Origin of the sequence: Campylobacter blaseri (assembly GCF_013201895.1) — a bacterium.
GTDB classification, from domain to species: domain Bacteria; phylum Campylobacterota; class Campylobacteria; order Campylobacterales; family Campylobacteraceae; genus Campylobacter_B; species Campylobacter_B blaseri.
The window spans coordinates 1,826,808-1,849,596 of sequence record NZ_CP053841.1 but is presented as its reverse complement, the minus strand read 5'-3'; the positions used below and the strand labels follow the sequence as shown (position 1 = coordinate 1,849,596).

The following is a 22,789-nucleotide window of genomic DNA, read 5'->3' as shown; positions in this document are numbered from 1 at the left end:
TAAAACTCTATCTGTATTTAGCAAATTCTTTTATCTCGCCCTTGAAGAGTAAATCTTGATTTACATTCGTAAAAGATTTTATCTGATTTGCTATAAAACTTGAGTTTTTTGGACATGTTATAGGTATTTCTTTAAAATTTGATACATCATAACAACTCATTTTATCTTCTATTATTTCTATAGCTATATTGTCTTTTACTACTCCAAGAACTCCGTTGTGGTAATAATCAGCAAAAAAATTATTTTCTCTTAGTATGGATTTTCCGGTAAAAAATGGAGATATTTTTTTATAATCACCCAAAACTATATCGACTAAAGTAGGGGCGATATCTCTTTGAGATATGTAGCTATCTATCTTTTTAGGCTCAAGTGCTTCTGAATAGATGGCAAACGGTATCATATAGTTTAAAAAATTACTATTTGGCAAGCCACCACCACAATGATCAGCTAAAAATACAAATATTGTATTTGGGTATATTTTTTTTACTTGCTCGACAAACTCATACATCCATTTATCAGAGTAGTAAAATGTATTTAGTTTTAAATTTAACTCTTCATCATTTGTAAAGTTGATTAACTCCACTTCTTTAGGTATAACTATATCGTGTGTAGTTGCCCCATTTAAGCCTATAATAAAAGGTTGTGACATATTTTCTAATTTTTCAAGAGCAAAGTTATACAAATCTTTATCTTGAACACCCCAGCTGTTTTCTTTAAATATTTTTTTACTTACATTATGTTTTCCATATGATTTTTCAAAACCTAATGACTGAACTAATGCTCCAGTTCCCGATGTATCCTTATTCGTTCCTTGGAAAAAAACACTAGAATATTTTTCATACTTCTTTAAAAGATCTATAAGTGTTTCATATTCATAGTTTTGCAAATTTGTTTTTGCTATACTTTTGCCTAGTGGATTTTGAGATGATGTTAAAGTTGCAAAAACCCCTTCTGTTGTTCGGTGTCCATTTGCTATCATGGCTTTTGGTCTTATTGATTTTGTTAATAAACTATCAAAATTTGGTGTTGTTTGAAAATCTCCACCATAACTTTTTAGATGTACACCACTCCAGCTTTCAAGAAAGAACATAACTATATTTGGAGCTTTGTTTAACATAGGTTTGTAGTCTTTTATCTCTCCATATAGATTTTTAATGCTATTATTTTCATCTTCTGTTATGTATTTTTTTGTTTGCTTTAACTCATTTTTTGTTTTTAAATTTGTATATATTAAATTATATGCTCCATTTAGAGAAATTAAGGACAAATTTGGATCTGTGATTTTGCTTGATTGCCAAGGATTTAGTGGAATATGCTGAAACATACCTCTAATAAAGAAAATTGATATTAATATAATTAGTATTTTTTTAAAAATATAAAATTTATTAAATTTTTCAACATTTAGCGTTTTATTAAATGTAAAAAAAGACAGGATAAATATAACAGTAATTGCAAGTATTGAGCATACAAAAAGCCAAGTATGTTGAGAAAAAGCAACGGATAAAAGTCCAGAGGCATCATTTGTAGCATCCCTTATCTCATATGAGATATGTCTACCTGAGTCGTAAAAATACATAGTATCTGCAACTTGAATTCCAAATATAATGATTATTAAAACAGAAGCTAGTAAAACCATAGTTTTTTTATTAAATTCCAACAAGGTGGCTACAAAGGCTATCGTAGCGCTTGTTGCAAGGTCAAATTTATAACCAAAAAATATAGCATATAGTTTTTGTGAAATAGTTATATCTGGAAAAAGATAAAAAGCAAATATCATTTTGCCACATATAGTTACTACTAAACATATCAAAAATATGGCAAAGAAGTTTTTTAAAAAATTCATTTATTTTCCTATTTAAATATCTTATACTGAAAGTTAATATTATAATAAAAATTTTACTAAGATAGATTAATCTTTACTTAAAATCTAGAGATATTTTATATTTTTAGATAGTTTTTATATATTTTTATATGCTTAAAGCCTATTTTGCTAAAAAAACAATAGATTATATATTAATATATGGCAATAACAACTTTCAGCAGAGTTTAGTTATAAGTCTAAAAAGAGTTTGTGCATTATGAATAATATTATTATTAGCTATAGTAATGCAAAAATGATTTAATTTAATATATGACAATAAAGAAATAGTTTTTTGTGCAAATTCAGATTTGGTAGATAATAGAAATCTAATTTTATATGTTCGTCCAGATGAAAAAAATAATTTTTCATCTATAACATGGAGAGAATGGCTAAATAATAATCAAGACGATAAGCAGTTGCTAAAAGCTTGTAGCTTATATAAAAATATCATTTATCAAAAATTATATAATAAATATAGAGATGATTTTTATATTTTTTGATGTTTGGGGCATAGTAAGAGCACCGTTTAAGCTGCCAAAGTACGATATAACTTTTTCTAGCTTAAGCGGTAGAAATAAGTATAAACAAAGAATGTTAAGTTCTTTGGACTTCAAAGATTATAACCATCTAGAACATATTAATAAAAATACTAATATTGTATTTTTTGGAGGTTCAAAATATATTACACCTTTTTGTAATTTAACAAAAAACATTAAAAATAAAAAATTATAATTTATGAGAGTAAACTAAATAATGAAGCAAGTCAATATCTTAATGTGAATAATTTTGAATTTAAAGAATATTGTGGAATTCAAAATTCTTTTACAAATTGGCATTGTAAATTTGTAAAGAAAGAGTTGTTGTAATATGAAAAATAATCAATTAAGGGTTGCAGATATTAGAAAAAATAATATAAAAATAACTAGAAATTCTATTTTATATTGTTGGTGGTTTAAAGTTAGCTGTTTTAATATCTTGTTAGAAAAATTAAAAGATGAAATAGATTTTAGTAGGATTAAAACAAAAACCATAGAGGGAGATATCTATGGCCTTCTATATGCCGGAAAGGCTAAAAACGGGAATGAGAGATTGGTGAAGTATCATATTTTGGATTATAGTAATTTTCACAATAAGGGCGTTTTAAATGGCAGACTTTCTTCTTTACGCACGACACTTTGTGGATTACTAGATAAGCCTATGTCAAAAAACAAAAACTATATTAATGATTTTATAGATACAAATTGCATTGTATCATGGATGGAGGTTTGTGGGGACGAGTTATCTTTTTTAGAAAGAGATTTTATAACAAGTAACTACCTACCTTTAAATTATCAGCACACAAAAAATATTTTAACAAAATCCCATAGGGAAATTTTAAGAACCTGCAAAGCCAAAATGAAATTTTGATTATTTTTCAGGGTTTTTTGCAGTCCATGCTTTATCTAACTCTTCTAGTTCATCGCTATTTATATCTATTTTAATTAGTTTTTCCAGATCTTCATTATGTTTTTGATAGGTAAAAATATAGTTTTGGAAATCTTTTTTTGAAGATTCGTATAAAAAAGGCAAGATCTCACCATCTTTTTTCTTAAAAAGTCTCCCCATTTTATACGCCTCGTAAGGATCATATCCAATTAGTTTTAGTGCATCTTCCCCTAAGTTAATGGCACTTCCAAAAGTTTCTAGTCTAACTGCATTAACACCTAAATCCATAATCTCATAACTACTAATTCTATCATAGGCATTAACAGCTATTTTTAAATTTGGATAGTGTTTTTTCGCAAGTTCTATTAATCTTTTTGATTTTTCTATATCTTTTATAGTTATAATTAAAAGCTCTGCCTCGCTAGCTCCTGCTGACTCAAGCAAATCAGGTCTTGTGATATCGCCATAATAAACCTCAAATCCAAATTTTCTTAATGTATCAACATGCCCTGCGTTATAGTCAATAATAACAGGTCTAATGCCTGCTGATATTAAAAATCTTCCAAGATCTATTCCAAGCCTTCCAAAGCCTGCTATGATAACCTTGTGGCTATCAGGTTCTATTTCATCTTGCTCTTTTGTATCTTCTCTATCTTCTGTTTTTGCAAATTTGTCATATGCCATAAAAAGCAGAGGTGCTAAAAACATAGATATTGCAACAGCAGAGATTAAAGGCTCTATAAGATCATTTGGTAATACTCCATTTGATTTTGAAAATTGAAATAATACAAATGCAAATTCTCCACCTTGTGCTAGGGCTATTGCAAATAAGGCTCGCTCTTTTTTAGGCATTTTAAACATTATACTAGTTAGAATTAATGCAATCCACTTAAAAGATATAAGTGCAAAAACAAGACCACCTATTAAGAGTATATTTTCTCCTATTAGGGTAAAGTTCAAATTTGCACCGATTGTTATGAAAAATACTCCCAAAAGAAGCCCTTTAAAAGGCTCTATATCACTTTCAAGTTCATGTCTATATTCGCTTTCTGCCAAAACAACCCCAGCTAGAAAAGTTCCAAGTGCAGGAGATAGTCCAACAAGCGTCATAAGTAAAGATATCCCAACCACCAAAGCCAAAGCAGTTCCAACAAAAATCTCCCTAACTCCCGTTTTTGCAATGGCTCTAAAAATTGGTCTACTTGCATACTTTCCTACAATTAAAACAAATGCAATCGCCATAAGTGTTATGATAAGTTGCAGATATCCAGGCAATGCATGTATGTCGAAAAAGGCACTCTCTTGTGCTGATGAGCCTAAGATATCTAGAGTTGCTAGAAGTGGAAAAATAGCAAGCATGGGTATAACTGCTAAATCTTGAAATAAAAGAACTGAAAAAATTGACTTTCCCTGCGGTGTATTCAATAAGCCCTTTTCTTTTAATGTTTGCAAAACTATAGCAGTTGACGATAGTGCTACTATCAAACCTATTGCAAGAGCTTGTTGCCAAGGGATAAAAAACAGTGCAAGACCCGAGATAAGCAAAGTTGTTAATACAACTTGAGATCCACCCATTCCAAATATGGGAGTTTTCATCTGCCATAAAATTGATGGCTTAAGCTCAAGACCAACTAAAAACAACATCATAACAACACCAAATTCAGTAAAATGCATTATATCTTCAACATCACCAATTAGTGAAAATCCAAACGGTCCAATTATAATTCCTGCTAAAAGATAACCAAGAACAGAGCCAAGACCTAGTTTTTTAGCTACTGGAACAGCAATTGCTGCAGCAGTTAAAAATATAAATAGTTGAATTAAAAAAAAGTCCATCATACAGCCTTTTTAATTAAAGAATCTAAATCTTCATTTAGATATATTTTAGTTTTTGCAAGATCTAAATCCAATATTTCATCCCTTAAGGCAGTTAGTGCTTTTCTATACTCTGCAGTATAGGTTTCAAGTTTGCTTTTATCTATGCCTCTATGGGATCCAAAAATGCAAAATGGGGGCAAATAGGTCATTTTACAAATTTTAGCTGTGATTTTTCTAGGCGATATAAACTCTTCAAGAGTAAATTCATTTAATCCATCTTTGTGATATGTTTCCTCATCTCTTCCCGCACTTATGGCCTCTAAAAAAATCTTATCTTTTAAAGCTTCTGCATTTGAGCCATAAGCCCAGCCATGTTCTAAAACTAAATCTTGCCACTCTTTTACAATTGCAGGAGTTGAATACCAATAAAGTGGATGTTGAAATATGATAATATCATGTTCTTCACAAAGTTTTTGTTCTCTTTTTACATCTATTAAAAAATCAGGATAATTAGCATAAAGATCATTTATAGTAATATTTTCTAAGTTTTTTACCGCTTTTATTAGGGTCTTGTTTATACTTGAATGTCTTTTTGCTGGGTGTGCAAAATTTATTAAAATTTTTTTCATAAACTACCTTTTAAACTTAATAATATGCTATCCATAATTAAAAAAAGATTATAACATTTTTTGTCCTATAAAATGGAAATTTAGAGAGGTTAAAAAGATAGTTTTTGATATAATGGGCTAAAAATATAATAAAAAAGAGTTAATAAATGCTTGAAAAAATAAATTTCGCACCTTTTAAGTTTATAATAAGTTTAGTTTTTGCTTTGATAATCACATTTTGCCCTGAATATACTGATTTAAATGAGAAGGCAACACTTTCTCTTTTTATACTTTTATTTGCTACTGGTCTTTGGATGAGCGAAGCTGTACCTGCTTTTGCTGTGTCGCTTTTAGTAATTTTTTTAAATGTGATTTTATTGGGGTTTAATAGTTTTAATTTTGCAGATTCTAACTCTAACTGGGCAGTATATCTACAGCCTTGGGGTAGCCCATTAGTGTTTTTATTTTTTTCCGGTTTTATTATGGGTGTTGCAGCTTCGAAAACAAGGCTTGACTTATGGTTTACTAAGAAAATATTATACTTAGTTGGAGATGATCCTAAACATATTTTAACAGCAATTCTTTTTATTACTTTTATTTTTTCTATGTTTATGTCAAATACAGCAACTACTGCTATGATGTTTACAGCTGTTATGCCTATTATTCACTCACTTAAAAAAGATGATAAGTTTGCAAAAGGTCTTTTGCTTTCTATCGCAGTTGGTGCTAATATAGGTGGAATGGGAACTATCATTGGAACACCACCAAATGCAATAGCAGTTGGCCTTTTAGGTGAAACCGCACCAAATTTCCTAGAGTGGATGCTTTATGGAGCTATTCCAGCTTTAATAATCACATTTTTACTCAGATTTTATCTAATCAAATTTTATCCTACTTCACAAAAACATATAGATATTTCCTGCATAGCAGATATCGCACAATTTGACGACTCTATAGCAAAGATAAAACATAGCAAAATTATACCAACTTGGAAAAAAATTATGACGGTTGTAACTTTTTTCATTACTGTTTTGCTTTGGCTTACTGGAAGTATACATAATATCCCAACATCAGTTGTGGCCTTTGTTCCTGTTATTGTATTTACAATTTTTGGAATTATAGATATGGATGATATAAGACTTGTTAGATGGGATGTTATTATACTCATAGTTGGAGGACTTTCACTAGGTATAGCAGTATCAAAAAGTGGTCTTGCTTTATGGTTTGCTAATCTTTTTAACTTTAAGGATTTAAGCGTCATAATTTTTATGCTAATTTTTTCATATATAATCATCTTAATTTCAAATTTCATGAGCAATACAGCTGCTGCAAATATTATTTTACCATTAGTATTAGCGTTTAGTATTACTTTTGAACAATTTGACTTTATAATAATAGCAGTTGCACTTAGTGCATCTTTAGCTATGGTTTTACCAATATCAACCCCACCAAATGCCATAATATTTTCTACAGGAATAGTAAAAACTAAAGACTTTATAAAGCTTGGAGTTATAGTTGCTTTATTTGCACCTATTATAGTTATTTTGTGGGTTTATTTCTTAAATACTCTTATTTAATATTAAAAATTAAACTATTTCAATATTGCAAATAAAGATATTTTACACATTAAAATTCTTTAAGCTTAACCGTGATATTTAACTGTTGTTCTATGTTTTTAATGAAATTTAATGCCTAAGTTGCTATTAAAATAAAAGACTTAATTGGCTATTTTTGCTTCTATGGCACCTAAGTTATTTAAATACTTTATATATTTAATAATTTCTTATTTTTATAAAAGTCATTTTATGTATATATAATTGAGCTTTAGTAAAAAATAAAAGAAAGTTTTGTAAATAAATAGAAATTAAAATAAGATATAACCCCCCCCCGATTAAAGAGGGGGGTTAATTATGGTTTATTTTTTATGGTTAAAAGCTTTTTCAAGGCTAATTGGCATTGCTTGATAGCCTATACCTGTTCCTTCAAATCTTATTTGAAGGGATGGTTCTTTTGCACCCCATTTAAACTCTAAAAGTTCAGGAGCTGGATCTCCAACAGGAACACCTTTTGCAATGTCAAATTGCATTCCAGCTGTGGCTGAGTATACAACAACTGAATCTTTGTCATCATGGTATTCTGTTAGGCTTGTAACAGCACTAAACCAATCTGAACCTCTTTGTTTTCCATATTCCCAAACTTGTTCTATTGTCATTTTGTTTTGATCAATTTTATAAATAACTGCACGTGAGTATTTCATATCAGCTAATGCTGGTTGTTCTACACCTCTTGCATCGCCGTTGTCAAATGCTGCTAAGTAAAGAATATCTTTATTTGTTTTAGAATCAATTATGAATGCTGTATGTTGTGTCCATGTCCAGTCAAATCCACCTTCATCATTTAAGTATCCAGGACATTTTGAATACTCATCATCACAAACTATTTTATTACCTTTGCTATCAACTGGTTGAAGTAGCTTATCTTTGAATTTTTCTCCCCAACCTTTGTGAGCTCCTGCTATCCATTTAACTTGTTTATCTCTACCAATTTTTATCATAGCACTTTGGTGACGGCTTGATATAACAATAGAGTCATCATTTGGATCATAGTCAACACTATTTACGTGAGCCCAGTTTCTACCAGGTCCAGTGCTAGCTATATCTCCAAATTGATCATTCTTATCCATTTCTGCTAGCTCGGCTTCGCTTAGAGTATGTCCTGCTGCACTTGCGTCAATGTTTAGACAAACTGCACCTTGGTCAAGTGTCATTATGATATCTTTTCTATATGGATCTAAAATTTCAAATAGTCTCCAATCATCTACAACATATCCATTTTCATCAACTTCAACTATAACATCACGAACAGTTCTTACATTTTTACCATCTGGTCTTTTTGTATTAGATGAAGCTGCTCTCAATAGATAGTGTCCATTTTGCATATTATCTAATGAGTGTGAGAAGTCATTGTATGCAAGTGGTAATTGGCGGTTAAATATCTCTCTGCCCATTAAGTCATATTTAACATATCTTTGACCATAACCCCAAGTTAAAGCACCATCTTTGTTTTGTCTAAAGCCCATTTGAATACCTGTTTTATAAATATTGCCTGGATCTAAAAGTTTATCTTTGTCAAAATACCATCTAACTTCACCTTGAGTATCAACTATAAAAGCAAAAGAATCATCATTCCATTCTAAAGCACCACCTGACGGGTTATTCCATGTAGCTTGTGAGCTTCTTCCTGGCATTTTACCTGGAAGGTTATTTACAAGATATAGCCTATCTGCAAATTCCTTATCTACCTTTTTAACTGTAACCTTGCCAAAAGGAACGCCTTCTTGGAATAATAGCCCAGATGGAGTAAGGCCAACACCACTTGTTGTAATTGTATATTTTTCTGTTACAGTTTCATCCTTAAAGCCTACTGCACTTTTAGTATAACTTACCTCTACTGTATTTTTATAAGCTGGATACAACCCAAATACAGGTATACCAGCATAAGTTTTAGCCATTTGATCATCTACTGCATAGCTTATAGTTTGACCACCTTCTTTTGGAACTATTGTAACCTTAATGTCTTTTAAAACATAACCACCATTCATAATAATGGCTGTTAAAGGAGAAAATCCGTAAGGATTTAATTTTACTGCACCTATTTTACCTTGTGTTTGATAATCAACTTTTGGACCACTTGGACCACCCATTGCAAGAGCTGAAGTTGCTCCTATCCCAACTAATAAAGAAGCTGAAAGAACAGCTGAGAGAAGTGTTTTTTTCTTCATAGAAATCTCCTTAAGTATTTTAAAATCAAAATTTTATATATTTATGATTTGTTAGAATAGTATTAAGAATTACTGCTATAAAACTATCACAAAAATAAAAATAATATTAATTTATTTAATAATTATAAATATTAATTTTATTTTTATTTTCGTGTGATTGATAAGGAGTTTATCTTTCATAGAATTAAAATATAAATTTTAAAAAGGAGTTTAAATGAAATCTTTAATGATTAAAACGACTAAGATGCTATCTGCTATCTTACTTTTTGGTGCTTTAAATGCAAATGCTTTTACAGAGGGAAAAGACTACATGGTGTTAGAAAAACCACTTTCTGTAGAAAACAATACACTAACTAAGGTATTTAGCTATGCTTGCCCATTTTGCTACAAATATGATAAAGCAGTTACACCAAAAGTAGTTGCTGAAATTGATGGATTAAAATATGTTCCATTTCACTTAAAAACAAAAGGCGATTATGGTGAGCCAGCAAGTAAATTGCTTGCAGTTCTTGTTATAAAAGATATGGAAAATGGTGTTGATTTATTAGATGAAAAATCAATGTTCAAAAAAGCAAAATTTGCTTACTATAAAGCATATCATGACAAAAAAGAGAGATGGTCTGATGGTAAGGATGAAGTAGCATTTTTAAAAACTGGACTTGATGCTGTTGGTATGAGTATGGATGAATATCAAAAAGAACTTGAAAATCCAAAAGTTACTGAACTACTTAAAAAATGGGATGAATCTTATGACGTAGCTAAAATTCAAGGTGTTCCAGCTTTTGTTGTTAATGGTAAATATCTAGTATATACAGCTTCTATAAAATCAGTTAATGGTTTTAAAGATCTTATAGAAGAACTACTTAAAAAATAGGTTTTAAAAATGGGTATCGTAAATAAAATATCATCTTTTCAAGATAGTAGATTCCCATGGATTTTAATGATTATAGTAAGCGCAGGACTTGTCCTTCTTGCTCACTCATTTTTCCAACACTATCTTTATATGCCACCTTGCGAACAATGTGTTTACATAAGATTTGCATTTTTATGCATGACACTTGGTGGTTTGATAGCTGTTATAAATCCTAAGAATTTAGTATTAGCATTTATAGGTTATGTATTAGCATTTTGGGGGGCTATACAAGGTATTTTATATAGTGTAAAGCTTGCTAAAATACATGCTGCAGTTCATAGCGATGACCCTTTTGGAGTTCAAGGATGCTCAACGGAGCCTACTTATCCTTTTGGATTACCGCTGGATAAATGGGCACCTGATTGGTTTTTACCAACTGGCGATTGTGGTTATGATAATCCTATGGTTCCTGACGGAGTTGAACTAAGTAGCATACAAAGCTTTTTTATAAATATGTATCAAGATGGTTGGTATCTAATACCTTCAAAACAATTTATGTCAATGGCTGATGGTACTCTTATAGGTTTTGGAGTATGTTTCTTAGTATTACTAGCAATGTTTGTTTGTAAAGTTATCACATTAGTTAAAAAATCTTAAATAAAAAGGTCTGATTTACAGACCTTTTACACTATAATCTAAAACAAAAAAGGTTTGTTATGAAGATTATTAGCGAATATAACTTCAAATTTTATATAGCAATAGTCTTATTTAGTATATTCATTATCGCTTTTGGCATAAATATATATTCAAATGCAAAAAATCAAATAGTAAATATCTTAGATAAAGATAAAATCACGACTAGCCAAAATATAGTTGAGATGTTTCAATTTTGGATTGATGAGAAGATATTATCTTTAATTTCAGCGTCAAAATTGATAGAAAATGAAGACATATTAGAAGATGATGGGAAAATAAAAAAGTTTATGCGCACTTTTTTGGATGCTTCAACTAATTTTGATTTAGTCCAGCTTTTAACAGAAGATGGCAAGGTATATATAAATGGGAACCCATATCATGATAAGTCTCCAGAAGCAAATTTTAATTTAATATGGTATTTAGATACAAAAGCTACTAAAAAGCCAACTGTAAATTTTATGCCAAATCATAAAATTTTAAAAGAGGAAACATTAAATTTATGTGTTCCAAGCTATAGAAATAAAGAGTTTGTTGCAGTTTTTTGTGGTGTTGTTAAGGTTAAAAGTATTTTTGATAAAGTAAGTGACTTCAAACTGCTTCCAAACTCTTATTCGTTTATAGTGACTCATAGTGGCGAAGTTTTAACTCAAATGAAAGATGAGAAGTTAAAAAATAAAATTCAAAAGAAATTCAAAGAGATATTTTTAATTGATGAAGATATAACTAGCATGACAATAGGTTCAAACTATATTTCCATAGCTGAAATACCATCACTTAGCTGGTTTATAGGGGCAGGAACTGATGATACAAAAGAATTGGATAAATTTTTTAAAAATGTTGCCAAAGATGGGTTTATATTACTTTTTTTATTTATATTATTAGCCTTTATGGCAAATTTAATGCATAATTTAATGTATAAAAGAGTGAAAAAAAGAAAAGACGAGTATGAGATTCTTCTTACTCATAGAACAAAAATGGCAGAAGCAGGAGAGCTTATAAGTGGAATAAATCACCAATTTATCCAACCTGTAAACTCTTTAAATTTAATGATATCTACTCTTTTAATGTTAAAAAAGGAAAACAGACTAAGTGAAGATATGTTAGAGAATATGCTAGAGAAAGGGGAAAAATCAATCTCTTTATTAAGTAGTACTATTGAAATTTTTAGAAATTTTTATAAAACTAGCGAAAATATTCAAGATTTTAGCATAAGAGAATGTATACTAAACTTAATAACATTGATGCATACAGAGTTAAGTGGAGTAAATGTTCAGGTTGTTTTGAGTGATTTTGAAGATAAAAATGTTTATCAGATAGAAAATATAGTTCAGCAAATTTTACTAATTTTAATACATAATTCAAAAGACGCATTAGTAGAAAAATTTAAAGATGATATTCAAAAAAGAAAGATAACTATATTTGTAAGATTTGATGATGAAAAGTGCTATATTCAGATTAGTGAGTTTGGAGTTGGTATTAGCGATGCCATGAGCAGAAAAATTTTTTCTCAGCCAAAAACCACTAAGGAATTTGGAAATGGTATAGGGCTTTATTTTGGAAAAAGATTAGCAAATTCAAAGATAAGTGGTGATATTAGACTTTTAAATAGCGTCAATCCAACCATATTTGAACTAAGTTTTGATAGAAAATTAAAGGATAAAAAAGATGAGTGAATCTATAAATTCATTAAAAAAACTTTCAATTTTAATAGTAGAAGATGATGAAATTTCAAGAGATCTTTTAGTAGAAGGGTTAAAGCCATATTGCAATAGCATCTATGGGGCAAAAAACGGACTTGATGGATTAGAAAAATTTAATAAATATAAAATTGATATTATCATAACAGATATTCACATGCCTAATATGAATGGCTTTGAGATGATGAAGGAAATTTCTAATATAAAACCACATCAGAAATTTATAGTATTAACATCGTATGATAGTGATTTAAATTTGATGAAAAGCATAGAGCAAGGGGCTATTTTGTTTTTAAAAAAACCCATTGATATAAAAGAGCTTAGATCCATGCTCATTACTCTAACTTATGAAAAAGATGAAAAACTAACAAAAATTTCAGATTCTATAAGCATCAACATCAAAAAAGAAAAAATCTACAAAGATGGAGAAGAAATTTATTTAACATACCTTCAAAATAAAATTTTTTGGCTCTTTGCTTATAACTTAAATCAATTAGTTAGTTATGATATGATTGAAGAATTTGTTTATGAAAACGAGTATGCTAGTAAAGGTGCCATACAAAATGTAATACTTAGATTAAGGAGAGAACTTGGTATTCAGATTAAAAATATTCCTGAACTAGGATATATTTTAGCTGCTAAAAAAATGGAGTAAATTTAGAAGTTTATGGTTTAATTATTTGCTAAAATAGAAATTTTATAGTGCTAAAAGTATTGCTATTTAACAATTTAATTTTTGTTTATCACTTTAATGTTTTAATATAAGAACTTATATTAACACCAAAAGCGTTTTAAAGTAACATAAAGCCAAAAATTTAGTTAACTGTAGAAATTAAGATTGTTAGTAGAAAATTAAATTAACCAAGAAAGACTTAAAAATTTAAGTGAATATTTGAAATAAATGTAATTATAATCTAAGTGTTGGGAAAATCCCAACACCTTAATCTTTGGCAACTAGCTTTACTATCTCTTTAGTAACTTCACTTGCCGCTCTTAATGATTTTACAGGTAGGTATTCATAGATTGAATGAAAGTTATGAGCTCCTGTAAATATATTTGGACAAGGAATGCCTTTTGCTGAGATTACAGCACCATCATATCCACCACGCATAGGTTTGATTATAGGTTTTATGCCTAAATTTTTAAATGCTGTTTTTGCATAAACTATAGCAGGTGCATTGTCATTTTTTAGGTAGTTATAGACATTTTCATATCTATCGTTTAATTTTATATCAACTTTACCATTCCAAACTTTATTAAGCCCATCAGCTAAATCTTGCAAGAACTGCATTCTCTTTTTATATTTTTGATCATCAAATTCTCTAACATCAATCTTTAAAACAGTTTTTGCACTATTTCCACTTAACTCTTTTACCCAAAAGTAACCCTCTTTATTTTCTGTATATTCAGGTGCTTCACCATTTGGAAGAAGAGAGATGAATTTGTGAGCCATTAAAAGTGAGTTTATAAGTTTTCCTTTTGCATTCATAGGATGAGCCGAAGCCCCTGTAAAAGTAACTACACAATCCCCAGCATTCCAGTTTTCATATATAAACTCACCAATTCCGCAACAATCCAAACAATATCCAAAATCAGTTCCAACTTTACTAGCATCTAAAGCCTTAGCACCTCTTAGCCCTTGCTCTTCATCAGGAACAAAGCAAGCTACTATTTCACCATGTTTCACATCTGTATTTTCAGTAAAATATTTAAGCATATTTACAATACTTGCAATAGCAGCTTTATCATCAGCACCAAGTAAACTAGTTCCATCAGTTACTATGATATCATCACCTATATAGTTTTCAAGCTCTTTAAATTCACTCTTTTTTAAGTAAATTTCAAGTTCTTCATTTAGGCATATATCACCACCTTCATATTTTACTATCTGAGCTTTTGTATCATTTGTTTGCTCTGCGCTTGTATCAAGGTGTGCAAAAAACGCAACAGATGGTACTTTTTTATCTAAATTTGATGGTAGTTTAGCTATTAAGATAGCTTTTTCACTTAGGCTTATATCTTTTATGCCTAAATCCTCAAGTTCTTTTTTAATTAACTTTGCTAATTCCATTTGATTTGGGGAAGATGGCATAATGCCATTTGCCCCATTTTCTCTATTTGTGGTTGTGTTAATTTTAGTATAACCTATAAACCTATCAACTATATCCATTTTATCTCCTTTTTAAAGAATGAAAAATGCAATTGCAGCAACAGATAAAAGCATACCAAAGAATGTTCTTTTAGCTATTTGAAGCGGATTAGCTCCTGCAATCCCAGCACAAACTATGCAAGCTCCTGCTATTGGAGAAGCTGTCCTTCCTAATGCCCCTGTAATAGCTGCTGCCATTCCTAGTTTTGCCTGATCAAATCCAAGTTCAGCTGCTTTTGTTGTAATAGCTTCATTAAATGCAAATGCTGCAGCGTCGCCTGAACCTGTAACAGTTCCCATTAAAAATGGTATAAATGTTCCACCAAATTTTACATAGTGCTGTTCTGCTTTTAAGAAATCCACAATTGCATCTATAGCACCACAAGCTTTAAGTCCTGCAACAAATACACCTGCTGCTATTATGATACCTATAATATTAGCATATGAGTTACCCATACCATTGAAAAACTCTTTTGTTATATTTTGCGGATTTGTCATGGTTACTGCCATTGCAACTAAAGCACCAAGTATCATTGCTTCAGCAACTCCCATTTTTGTCCAAGTAAGAAAGCTAAGTTCTGATAAATTAGTGGCACCTACTATCAAAATAACTAATGGTACTAATGGCATTAAAGCGTATAAGAAATTTACATTTTGAACGCCAAGATCTTTTGCACCTTCTTCTTGTGGAAGTGAGAAATTTTTACCTTTTTGATAGTCTTTGAATATTATAGCTGCTGCTGTAACAACTATCAAAACTATAACCAAAGCTAACATAGCACTTGAAAATTGAACCTTGATAACATCTTGAACAGTAAAAGTTGGATCTGTTTTTCTAACTAGATCGGTTACAAAAATATTGTGTGCTGAACCTGGGCTTAAAACACCACCAAAAGTTCCAGCAAGTACTGAAGCTGCAGCCATTTCAGGTCTAATTCCTGCAGCCATTAAAAGCGGTATTAAAGTAGCACCAACAGCAGCCGCGCAACCTGAAGCCGAAGGGATAGCTATGTTAATCATATATGTAACTGCTATGGTAATCGGTATTAGAAAAATACCAACATTTTTCAATGGACTTGTTAAGAGTCTAACTAAATGCTGGTCGCATTTTGTAAATTTCATAACAAAAGCAAACCCCATACTAGCACAAATTGCTTTTATAAGACCTGCCTTTGTCATACTTGCAGTAAAAGCCTCAAAACCATTCATTGGCTTAAGTGAGATCACACAAAGAATTAGACCAACTCCTATTAACACCGTCTTTGTGTCATATTTCATGATTAATAGCAAAACAACTGCTATTACGCCTAAAACCGCAAAAATTAAATTTAGCGTTTCCATAAATTTCCTTTATATTTTAATTTTACTACCATTTTTAATAGTAGCAATAGGTTTTTTATACTCAAATTTTAACATATCATCATGCCCTATGATCTCAGCCTCATCTCCATTTATAACAAATGCTGTTCCTTCAGGCATGGCATAAACTATACTTTTTTGATTGATAGTTAAAAACTCCTCAATCCTTTGTTCTCTACTTTCTCCATTATGCCCTGGAATTTTACCACTTATGAAGTGTGGGTTTATCTGATAATGGAATATGTTTAAACTATCAAATGATTTTGGCATAATAATTGGCATATCATTTGTTGTCATCATAGTAGCACCTGCTATATTTGCTCCTGCTGACCAACCAAAGTATAATGTGCCATTTTCAACTGCCTCTTTAATAGTATCAACCAAATCATATTTATAAAGATAGTGCATTAAAACGAATGTATTTCCACCACCAACGCTAATAATTTTTGCATTTTTAATAGCTGCTTTTTTGTCTTCATATCTATGAATAGACTTAATATTATCCATGCCTAGACAATCTTTTACTCTAATCTCATACTCTTCATTTGTCCTACTAACTCCTGCATATGGTATAAATAAAATTTCTTCATTCACCAAATCGCCCAAAAATTCTTTAATCCAGTCTTTGCTGTGATTGAGATAGCCTGTATCTTTATAGCTTGAGGCACTTAAAAGCAATGCTTTTTTCATATTCTCTCCTTATTGTTTGTTTCCGTTTAGTTTATACGCAGATCTTAAAAATATATCAATTCCAGCTAGTAATGAATTTTCATCAAAATCAAAAGTTGAGCTATGATGACTTGATTTTAGAGTTGTTCCTATCATTAAGTAACCACTTTTGCCACCACTTTTTTGAACACTTTGCATAAAGTGAGCAAAATCTTCACAAGCTCCAAAGTCAAATTCTTTAATAATCTTGTCATTATCTATAAATGGTGATTCTTTAGCTGTACTTTCGTAAAGCTCAGTTACTTCTATATCGCTATCTCCGCCAGCTGTTCCACCTGTAACTTTTACATCATATTTTACATCGTAAATTGTACTAACACCTTTTATGATTTTCATACACTCTTCAAACATAAAGTTGTTAAGTTCTGTCGTTTCACCTCTTGTTTCACAAGCTAGATATCCATTTGGCGCTATAACATTTCTTCCCTCCCCAGCTCTTAAAACTCCTACATTTATTCTAGTAACTCCATCGCTATGGCGAGTAATTCCGTGCATATTGAGCGCTATTTGTGCTGCCGCTAAAAGTGCATTAGCACCTTTTTGAGGAGCACCTGCTGCATGAGAAGCTTTACCTTTTAAAGTAACATCAAACTTAGTTGTTGCTAAAAGTTTGTTTGTTCCACAAATTATACCTCCCATAGTTGTAGCTTGAAAACCGATATGCCCACCAAGTAAATAATCAACACTATCTAAAACCCCAGCTTTTTCCATTCCAACTGCACCTCTTGTACCTTCTTCTGCGGTTTGGAAGATAAATCTAAATTTGCCATTAAAATCATTTAAGTTTTCAGCTATAAGCCTTGCCAAAAACAGCCCCATTGTGATATGACCATCATGTCCACAAGCGTGAGTAATTCCATCAATATCAGCTCTAAATCCATCTTTAAAAGGTCTATGGGTTTCATCTTTACTTTCAGTTACATCAACCCCATCAATATCAAATCTAAAAGCTATGGTTTTACCAGCTCTTTTTGTGTCAATCTCAGCAACAACTCCTGTTAATCCATCTTCCATAAAATCAAGATATTTAATTTGATCTTCATTTAACAGGGTTTTAGCCCTTTTAATTGCGTTTTCGCAAGCCTCTTTTGAGCCTAATCCTTGTCTAGAATCAGCTTTAACAATATCTTTACCTAGCTTTAAGTCATATCCTAATTTTTTCATCTTATCTGCAATTACAGCTGATGTGAAAAATGTAAACCAACCTGTTTCAGGGTGTGAATGAAAAAATCTCCTAGTTTCTATAATCTCATCTTTTAAAGATAAGATTTGATTTGAAATTTTATCCATAATCTATCCTTTTTTATTTAATTGCTAATTCTAGCATAGTATGTGTTAAAACCTCACAAGCCTTAAAGGCATCATCAAAGTTGATTTCCTCTTTTATATTATGACTAATCCCATCCTTGCAAGGTATAAAAATCATCCCAACTTGTTTTGCTATACCTTTCATATGCATAGCATCATGACCTGCGCCGCTTGGCAAGATCATGCTAGGTATTTTAAGTTCATTTGCCTTGCTTAGCATTATAGAAATTAGTTCATCATCTAGCTTTACAGGCGTGTCTTTTGTAAGTTGCTTTAGTTCAAATTCACAATCTTGTTCTTTGCAAATACTTTCTGTCATATCACAAATTCTTTTATCAAGCTCTAGCAGGCTATTCTTGTCTATATCTCTTATATCTATGCCTAATACACACTCTCCTGGAATTACATTTAAAACTCCTGGTTTTGTTTTAGCATACCCAACAGTTGCAACCGCTGTTTTGTACTCTTTTGCAAATTTTTCTATATTTAAGATAATTTTACTTGCGCAAACTAAGGCATCTTTTCTCATATTCATAGGTGTTGCCCCACTATGATCGGCACTTCCTTTTATATTAAACTCATATCTAATTGGTGCAGCTATCCCACTTACAAAACCAACAGGAGTTTTTTTATGCTCTAAAACAGGGCCTTGTTCAATGTGTAATTCAAGATATGCTAGATAAGTTCCATCTTTTAAGATACAAGTTTCTAAAATTTCAGGACTTAAATCAAAGCTTTTCATAACATCAAACAAGCTTATACCATCTTCATCTTTTAGCTCTTTTAAATTTTGTAAGTTTAGTTTTTTACTTACAATCTTACTGCCAACTGTAGCCATTTTAAACCTACTTGACTCCTCACAAACAAAGACTATAAGCTCCAAAGGTCTTTTTAGTTTTTTGCCACTTTCTTTAATACTTCTAATTGCTTCAAGCCCAGCCATAACACCCAAAGTTCCATCATAAAATCCACCATTTGGAACGCTATCAATGTGAGATCCAACACTAACTGCAGGTAAATTTGGATCTTCTACATCACTATATCTTGCATAAATATTGCCTACATTGTCAATTTTAAGCTCTAAATTTGCCTCTTTTATGAGGGCTTTTAAATACTTTCTTGCCTCTTTATCTTCTTTGCTAAAGGCTAGACGAGTAATGCCGCCTCCCTCAAGTGCCCCAAATTTTGAAATATTTTCAAAATCTTGTTTAAATCTTTTGGTATTTATCATGACTATTCCTTTATTTGATAATAATAAATATAATAGGATTGTTAATTTTATTTTATCTTGATAACAATTATATTAAACTTAATTCTTCATTAAATATATTTTTTTCATTTTTTATTAAAATATCTTTAAAATAATCAATATAATAAATCTAGAAATTACTTTTATATTTAATGTAAAGAGTTAGAATTTACTAAATGCATATTAGGAGAAAAAATGGAAAATTTTAGTTTTTGCAATCCTGTAAGAGTTGAATTTGGAAAAGATAAAGAGAAAAATATTGGCAAGTATATGAGTGAATTTGAAGCTAAAAAAGCTTTGATCATATATGGAAGTAACCGTATAAAAAACTCAGGTTTGTTTGATGTGGTTATAAGTAGCTTAAAAGAAAATGGTATAGAATTTACTGTGTGTGGCGGGGTTAAAAGTAACCCTGTTTTAAGTAAAGTAAAAGAGGGTATTGAGATAGCTAAAAAGTATGGTGCTGATAGCATTTTAGCTGTTGGTGGTGGGTCTGTTTTAGACTCAGCCAAAGCTATTAGTGTGGGGGCTTGTTATGATGGTGATGTTTGGGACTTCTTCTTAGGCAAAAAGCCAGTTAAAGCTCTTAAAATATTTGACATTATAACTCTTGCTGCAACAGGAAGTGAGATGAATAGCGGTGCGGTTATAACAAATGAAGATACTTTACAAAAATACTCTTGCATTTCACCTGTAATGTTTCCAAAGGTTTCAGTTATAAATCCAGAACTTCAAAAAAGTGTTAGTAGAGAGTATTTAGTTTATTCAGCAAGTGATGTTATAGCCCACTCAATTGAAGCATATTTTACAGCTAAAAATAGACCAAATTTGATAAATTTGCAAGTTGAAGCAAATATAAAAACTATTATGAGAACAACTGAAATTTTACTTGATAAACCAGATGATTATAATGCAAGAGCTGAGTTTGCATGGGCTGCTACTATGGCATTAAATGGTCTAACACATCTTGGGCTTGGTGGGTATAGTTTTCCAAATCATATGATAGAACATGCTATGAGTGCAGTTAGTGATTGCCCTCATGGTGCAGGGCTTTCTGTGATAATGCCTGCGTGGATGATGTGGTATAGAGATAATAATATAGAACAATTTAAAAGATTTGCTTATGAAATTTTTGGTCTTAATGAAGCTAAGGATGGAATACTAGCTTTAAAAAAATGGTTTGAAAAAATTGGTACACCAACTAAATTATCAGAGCTTAAAATAGAGGGTGAAATTTTAGATGAGGTTAAAAATGTTGCTATAAATAGCACTAAAAAGTATGGAGTTACTGAGTTTTATTCTAAAAAAGTAATAGATGAAATTTTTGAATTAGCAAAATAGTAGAGCTTATTTAAATTTTATATTTAGGTGTTAAATTTAAATCATTGCGAAATTTAATATTTTTGTTTAATTAATTGTTTATGTATATCACAGCCTTGCTTATCACTTAAATCATAAGTTTTTTAGTATACTCTTTTGCTTTTTTTATAATCTTGCTTTACACCTTCACCTTTAAAATATAAACTAGCAAGATTTAGGCACCCACCAGTAATTGTTGCCACACAAGCTTTTTAAAAATATTGTTTTGCCTTTTTGCCATCCTTTTTTACCCTGCTTCTGCATAATATAAAAAAAGCAAGGTCATAACAATCACCATATATCTTTTCATTATTGCAAGCTTTTTTATATAATTCTTTCATTTTTTGTAATTTTCATCGATATAAGCTTTTTTAATTTCATCTATCAAATTTACAAAACAAAAGCCAGCTAATAGCATACAAAATAAAATAATTTTTTAATATTTTTTCCTTTAATGCATTTTTGTAATTAGAAAAAATTTTATATATTTTTAATACAAATTTGAATTATAAATACTATTATCAATGCATAATTGCAAAATTAACTATAATTAAAAATTTATACAAATTAACATTATATTAAGATAAATATAAAGCATAGTTCAATAAAATATAAAAAAGAAAAGAAGGCGATAAAATGATTTTTTTAGACTTTGTTATAAATTTTTACATGTCTTATATATATTTACCTTTAATAAAAGTCATTGCTTATACTGTGTCTATTTTTGGTTTTTCTGTTTATACAGAATATTTTCTTTCATTCTTTTTGTTATTTTATTTGACATTAACCTTTTTGATTTGGATTTTTTACAGAAAAGATGCAAGAATTTTTACATATTGGTATCATTATTTTATAAGTTTAGTTCCAACTTTAATTTGTGTATTTTCATACGAAGCATTTTTTATGGAAGAATACCCTCTTTGTAGAGTCATTGATTTTATTTCTAGCTCAGTTTTCCAACAAACAAAGCCAGAAGTATTTAATTTGCCTTCTATTATATTATTTGCTTGGATAATATGTATATTGCTTATCATTGGCGATAATGGTAGAGGTAGTTTTACAAAATTAAAAAAAGCTAGAGATTAGTGTTATTTCATTAAAATTTCATTAAAATTTATTTAATATATCCATTCCTTTGCCAATAGCTCCTGATTTTAATCCTTTTTCTTTTTCGCCCATTAAAGCAAAAAGACCATCAAGAGTTTTTCTTGTGATATAGTCGTTTAAATCTTCATCAGTGTTTGGAATGTATTTATCTCCTCCAAAATTTCCAGCTAAACTTTTCAAGTTTGAAGCAGTTTCGCCTTTTAAAAGCGAACTACTTTTAACATAAGAGTTTAAGCCATTGTAAGCAGTTGCAAATTTATTTTAACTCATCATGTCTTCTATAATAGGTTTAAAAACAGATGAAAGTTTATCGCTTGCATGTTTTTGAAGATAGTCTGTGAAACCATTTTCTTTGCTTGTAAATAGGGTTTTTACCTCATCTTCTTTCATATTTGAAACTACATCATAAAAAACTTTTGACGCACCACCAACAGCTTTGGTTGCACTTTCGTTTATGGATTTGCTAAGATCATCTGCCCATTTTTCACCACCAATTTTTTTAGCTAAATTTGCAGTAATTTGAATGTGAACTGGAAGTGGAATCCTTGCTACTTCGCTATTTATATAATCTTTTTGCTCAACTCTTGTACAGATAAATTAAGAGCTTTTTCAATTAAGCTTTTATAATTGCCATTTGTATTTTTGTTAGTTGCTACGCTTTTTGCACTATTTAAAACATTTGTAAAATCAAATGCGCTTAAAGAAACTGCCAAAGAGATAGCTAAGCATATAAAAATCTTTTTCATATTAATCCTTTTTTAAAAGCCTAAGTATAGGTAAGAAAATTTAA

At 30.2% G+C, this 22,789-nt stretch carries 19 protein-coding genes and 1 pseudogene; 8 read left to right on the top strand and 12 right to left on the bottom strand.

Features of this window, described 5'->3' with window-relative positions; genetic code table 11:
- Window positions 1-7: 7 nt before the first annotated feature.
- On the bottom strand, window positions 8-1,843 hold the full coding sequence (locus CBLAS_RS09155; RefSeq protein ID WP_106869555.1) for an LTA synthase family protein: 1,836 nt from the start codon (window positions 1,841-1,843) through the stop codon (window positions 8-10).
- An 885-nt stretch (window positions 1,844-2,728) separates the two neighbouring features.
- Between CBLAS_RS09155 and CBLAS_RS09145 the strand changes: the two genes are divergently transcribed.
- On the top strand, window positions 2,729-3,268 hold the full coding sequence (locus CBLAS_RS09145) for a GIY-YIG nuclease family protein (protein ID WP_106869561.1): 540 nt from the start codon (window positions 2,729-2,731) through the stop codon (window positions 3,266-3,268).
- Here the strand turns inward: CBLAS_RS09145 and CBLAS_RS09140 are convergent, their stop codons facing one another.
- Both CBLAS_RS09140 and CBLAS_RS09135 read right to left on the bottom strand, forming a co-directional pair.
- Window positions 3,269-5,122, bottom strand: coding sequence for a monovalent cation:proton antiporter-2 (CPA2) family protein (locus CBLAS_RS09140; protein ID WP_106869563.1), 1,854 nt, complete (start codon window positions 5,120-5,122; stop codon window positions 3,269-3,271).
- Window positions 5,122-5,733 carry an NAD(P)H-dependent oxidoreductase gene (locus CBLAS_RS09135; protein WP_106869565.1) on the bottom strand — a complete coding sequence of 204 codons (612 nt, stop codon included), beginning with the start codon at window positions 5,731-5,733 and terminating at the stop codon, window positions 5,122-5,124. The genes CBLAS_RS09140 and CBLAS_RS09135 overlap by 1 nt, the downstream gene beginning before the upstream one ends.
- A 146-nt stretch (window positions 5,734-5,879) precedes the next feature.
- On the opposite strand from CBLAS_RS09135, the gene CBLAS_RS09130 reads away from it, so the two are divergent.
- Complete coding sequence (locus CBLAS_RS09130) at window positions 5,880-7,289, top strand: SLC13 family permease (protein WP_106869567.1); 1,410 nt, start codon at window positions 5,880-5,882, stop codon at window positions 7,287-7,289.
- A gap of 338 nt (window positions 7,290-7,627) precedes the next feature.
- Here the strand turns inward: CBLAS_RS09130 and CBLAS_RS09125 are convergent, their stop codons facing one another.
- Entirely contained in the window at window positions 7,628-9,493 is a 1,866-nt protein-coding gene (locus CBLAS_RS09125; RefSeq protein WP_106869569.1) for an aryl-sulfate sulfotransferase, read from the bottom strand.
- A 214-nt stretch (window positions 9,494-9,707) separates the two neighbouring features.
- On the opposite strand from CBLAS_RS09125, the gene CBLAS_RS09120 reads away from it, so the two are divergent.
- Genes CBLAS_RS09120 through CBLAS_RS09105 form a run of 4 tightly spaced genes read left to right on the top strand, consistent with a single transcriptional unit; the run spans window position 9,708 to window position 13,394 of the window.
- Complete coding sequence (locus CBLAS_RS09120) at window positions 9,708-10,367, top strand: thiol:disulfide interchange protein DsbA/DsbL (RefSeq protein WP_106869571.1); 660 nt, start codon at window positions 9,708-9,710, stop codon at window positions 10,365-10,367.
- Between the two features lie 9 nt (window positions 10,368-10,376).
- A complete protein-coding gene (dsbI, locus tag CBLAS_RS09115) occupies window positions 10,377-11,003 on the top strand; it encodes a protein-disulfide oxidoreductase DsbI (protein ID WP_106869573.1) in 627 nt (208 codons plus the stop codon).
- A 59-nt stretch (window positions 11,004-11,062) separates the two neighbouring features.
- Window positions 11,063-12,715, top strand: a complete 1,653-nt coding sequence (locus CBLAS_RS09110) for a sensor histidine kinase (RefSeq protein ID WP_106869575.1) — start codon at window positions 11,063-11,065, stop codon at window positions 12,713-12,715.
- Entirely contained in the window at window positions 12,708-13,394 is a 687-nt protein-coding gene (locus CBLAS_RS09105) for a response regulator transcription factor (RefSeq protein ID WP_106869577.1), read from the top strand. Before CBLAS_RS09110 ends, CBLAS_RS09105 begins: the two co-directional genes overlap by 8 nt.
- Window positions 13,395-13,679: 285 nt before the next feature.
- Here CBLAS_RS09105 and pepT read toward each other — a convergent pair whose 3' ends face one another.
- From pepT to CBLAS_RS09080, 5 genes are read right to left on the bottom strand one after another with little or no spacing between them, the layout of a single operon-like run.
- The gene (pepT, locus tag CBLAS_RS09100; RefSeq protein WP_106869579.1) at window positions 13,680-14,909 is read right to left on the bottom strand and encodes a peptidase T; all 1,230 of its coding nucleotides are present in this window, start codon (window positions 14,907-14,909) and stop codon (window positions 13,680-13,682) included.
- 12 nt (window positions 14,910-14,921) lie between these two features.
- Window positions 14,922-16,229: a C4-dicarboxylate transporter DcuC gene (gene dcuC, locus CBLAS_RS09095; RefSeq protein WP_106869581.1), complete on the bottom strand. Its 1,308-nt coding sequence runs from the start codon at window positions 16,227-16,229 to the stop codon at window positions 14,922-14,924.
- 9 nt (window positions 16,230-16,238) lie between these two features.
- Window positions 16,239-16,937 (bottom strand): dipeptidase PepE, encoded by a 699-nt coding sequence (gene pepE, locus CBLAS_RS09090; RefSeq protein WP_106869583.1) that lies wholly within the window; start codon window positions 16,935-16,937, stop codon window positions 16,239-16,241.
- A gap of 9 nt (window positions 16,938-16,946) precedes the next feature.
- Window positions 16,947-18,266 (bottom strand): amidohydrolase, encoded by a 1,320-nt coding sequence (locus tag CBLAS_RS09085; RefSeq protein ID WP_106869585.1) that lies wholly within the window; start codon window positions 18,264-18,266, stop codon window positions 16,947-16,949.
- A gap of 13 nt (window positions 18,267-18,279) precedes the next feature.
- The gene (locus tag CBLAS_RS09080; protein WP_106869587.1) at window positions 18,280-19,515 is read right to left on the bottom strand and encodes a M20 family metallo-hydrolase; all 1,236 of its coding nucleotides are present in this window, start codon (window positions 19,513-19,515) and stop codon (window positions 18,280-18,282) included.
- Window positions 19,516-19,728: 213 nt separating this feature from the next.
- Between CBLAS_RS09080 and CBLAS_RS09075 the strand changes: the two genes are divergently transcribed.
- Window positions 19,729-20,874: an iron-containing alcohol dehydrogenase gene (locus tag CBLAS_RS09075; RefSeq protein ID WP_106869589.1), complete on the top strand. Its 1,146-nt coding sequence runs from the start codon at window positions 19,729-19,731 to the stop codon at window positions 20,872-20,874.
- Window positions 20,875-21,104: 230 nt separating this feature from the next.
- Here CBLAS_RS09075 and CBLAS_RS09720 read toward each other — a convergent pair whose 3' ends face one another.
- Complete coding sequence (locus CBLAS_RS09720) at window positions 21,105-21,233, bottom strand: hypothetical protein (protein WP_277620685.1); 129 nt, start codon at window positions 21,231-21,233, stop codon at window positions 21,105-21,107.
- A 295-nt stretch (window positions 21,234-21,528) separates the two neighbouring features.
- Here CBLAS_RS09720 and CBLAS_RS09070 point away from each other — a divergent pair, with 295 nt between their 5' ends.
- A complete protein-coding gene (locus tag CBLAS_RS09070; RefSeq protein ID WP_106869591.1) occupies window positions 21,529-21,978 on the top strand; it encodes a hypothetical protein in 450 nt (149 codons plus the stop codon).
- A gap of 21 nt (window positions 21,979-21,999) precedes the next feature.
- Here the strand turns inward: CBLAS_RS09070 and CBLAS_RS09065 are convergent.
- Together CBLAS_RS09065 and CBLAS_RS09635 are read right to left on the bottom strand one after the other, a co-directional pair.
- Window positions 22,000-22,524 (bottom strand): annotated as a pseudogene (locus tag CBLAS_RS09065) (DUF4197 family protein).
- A 35-nt stretch (window positions 22,525-22,559) separates the two neighbouring features.
- On the bottom strand, window positions 22,560-22,745 hold the full coding sequence (locus CBLAS_RS09635; protein ID WP_106869598.1) for a hypothetical protein: 186 nt from the start codon (window positions 22,743-22,745) through the stop codon (window positions 22,560-22,562).
- Window positions 22,746-22,789: the final 44 nt, after the last annotated feature.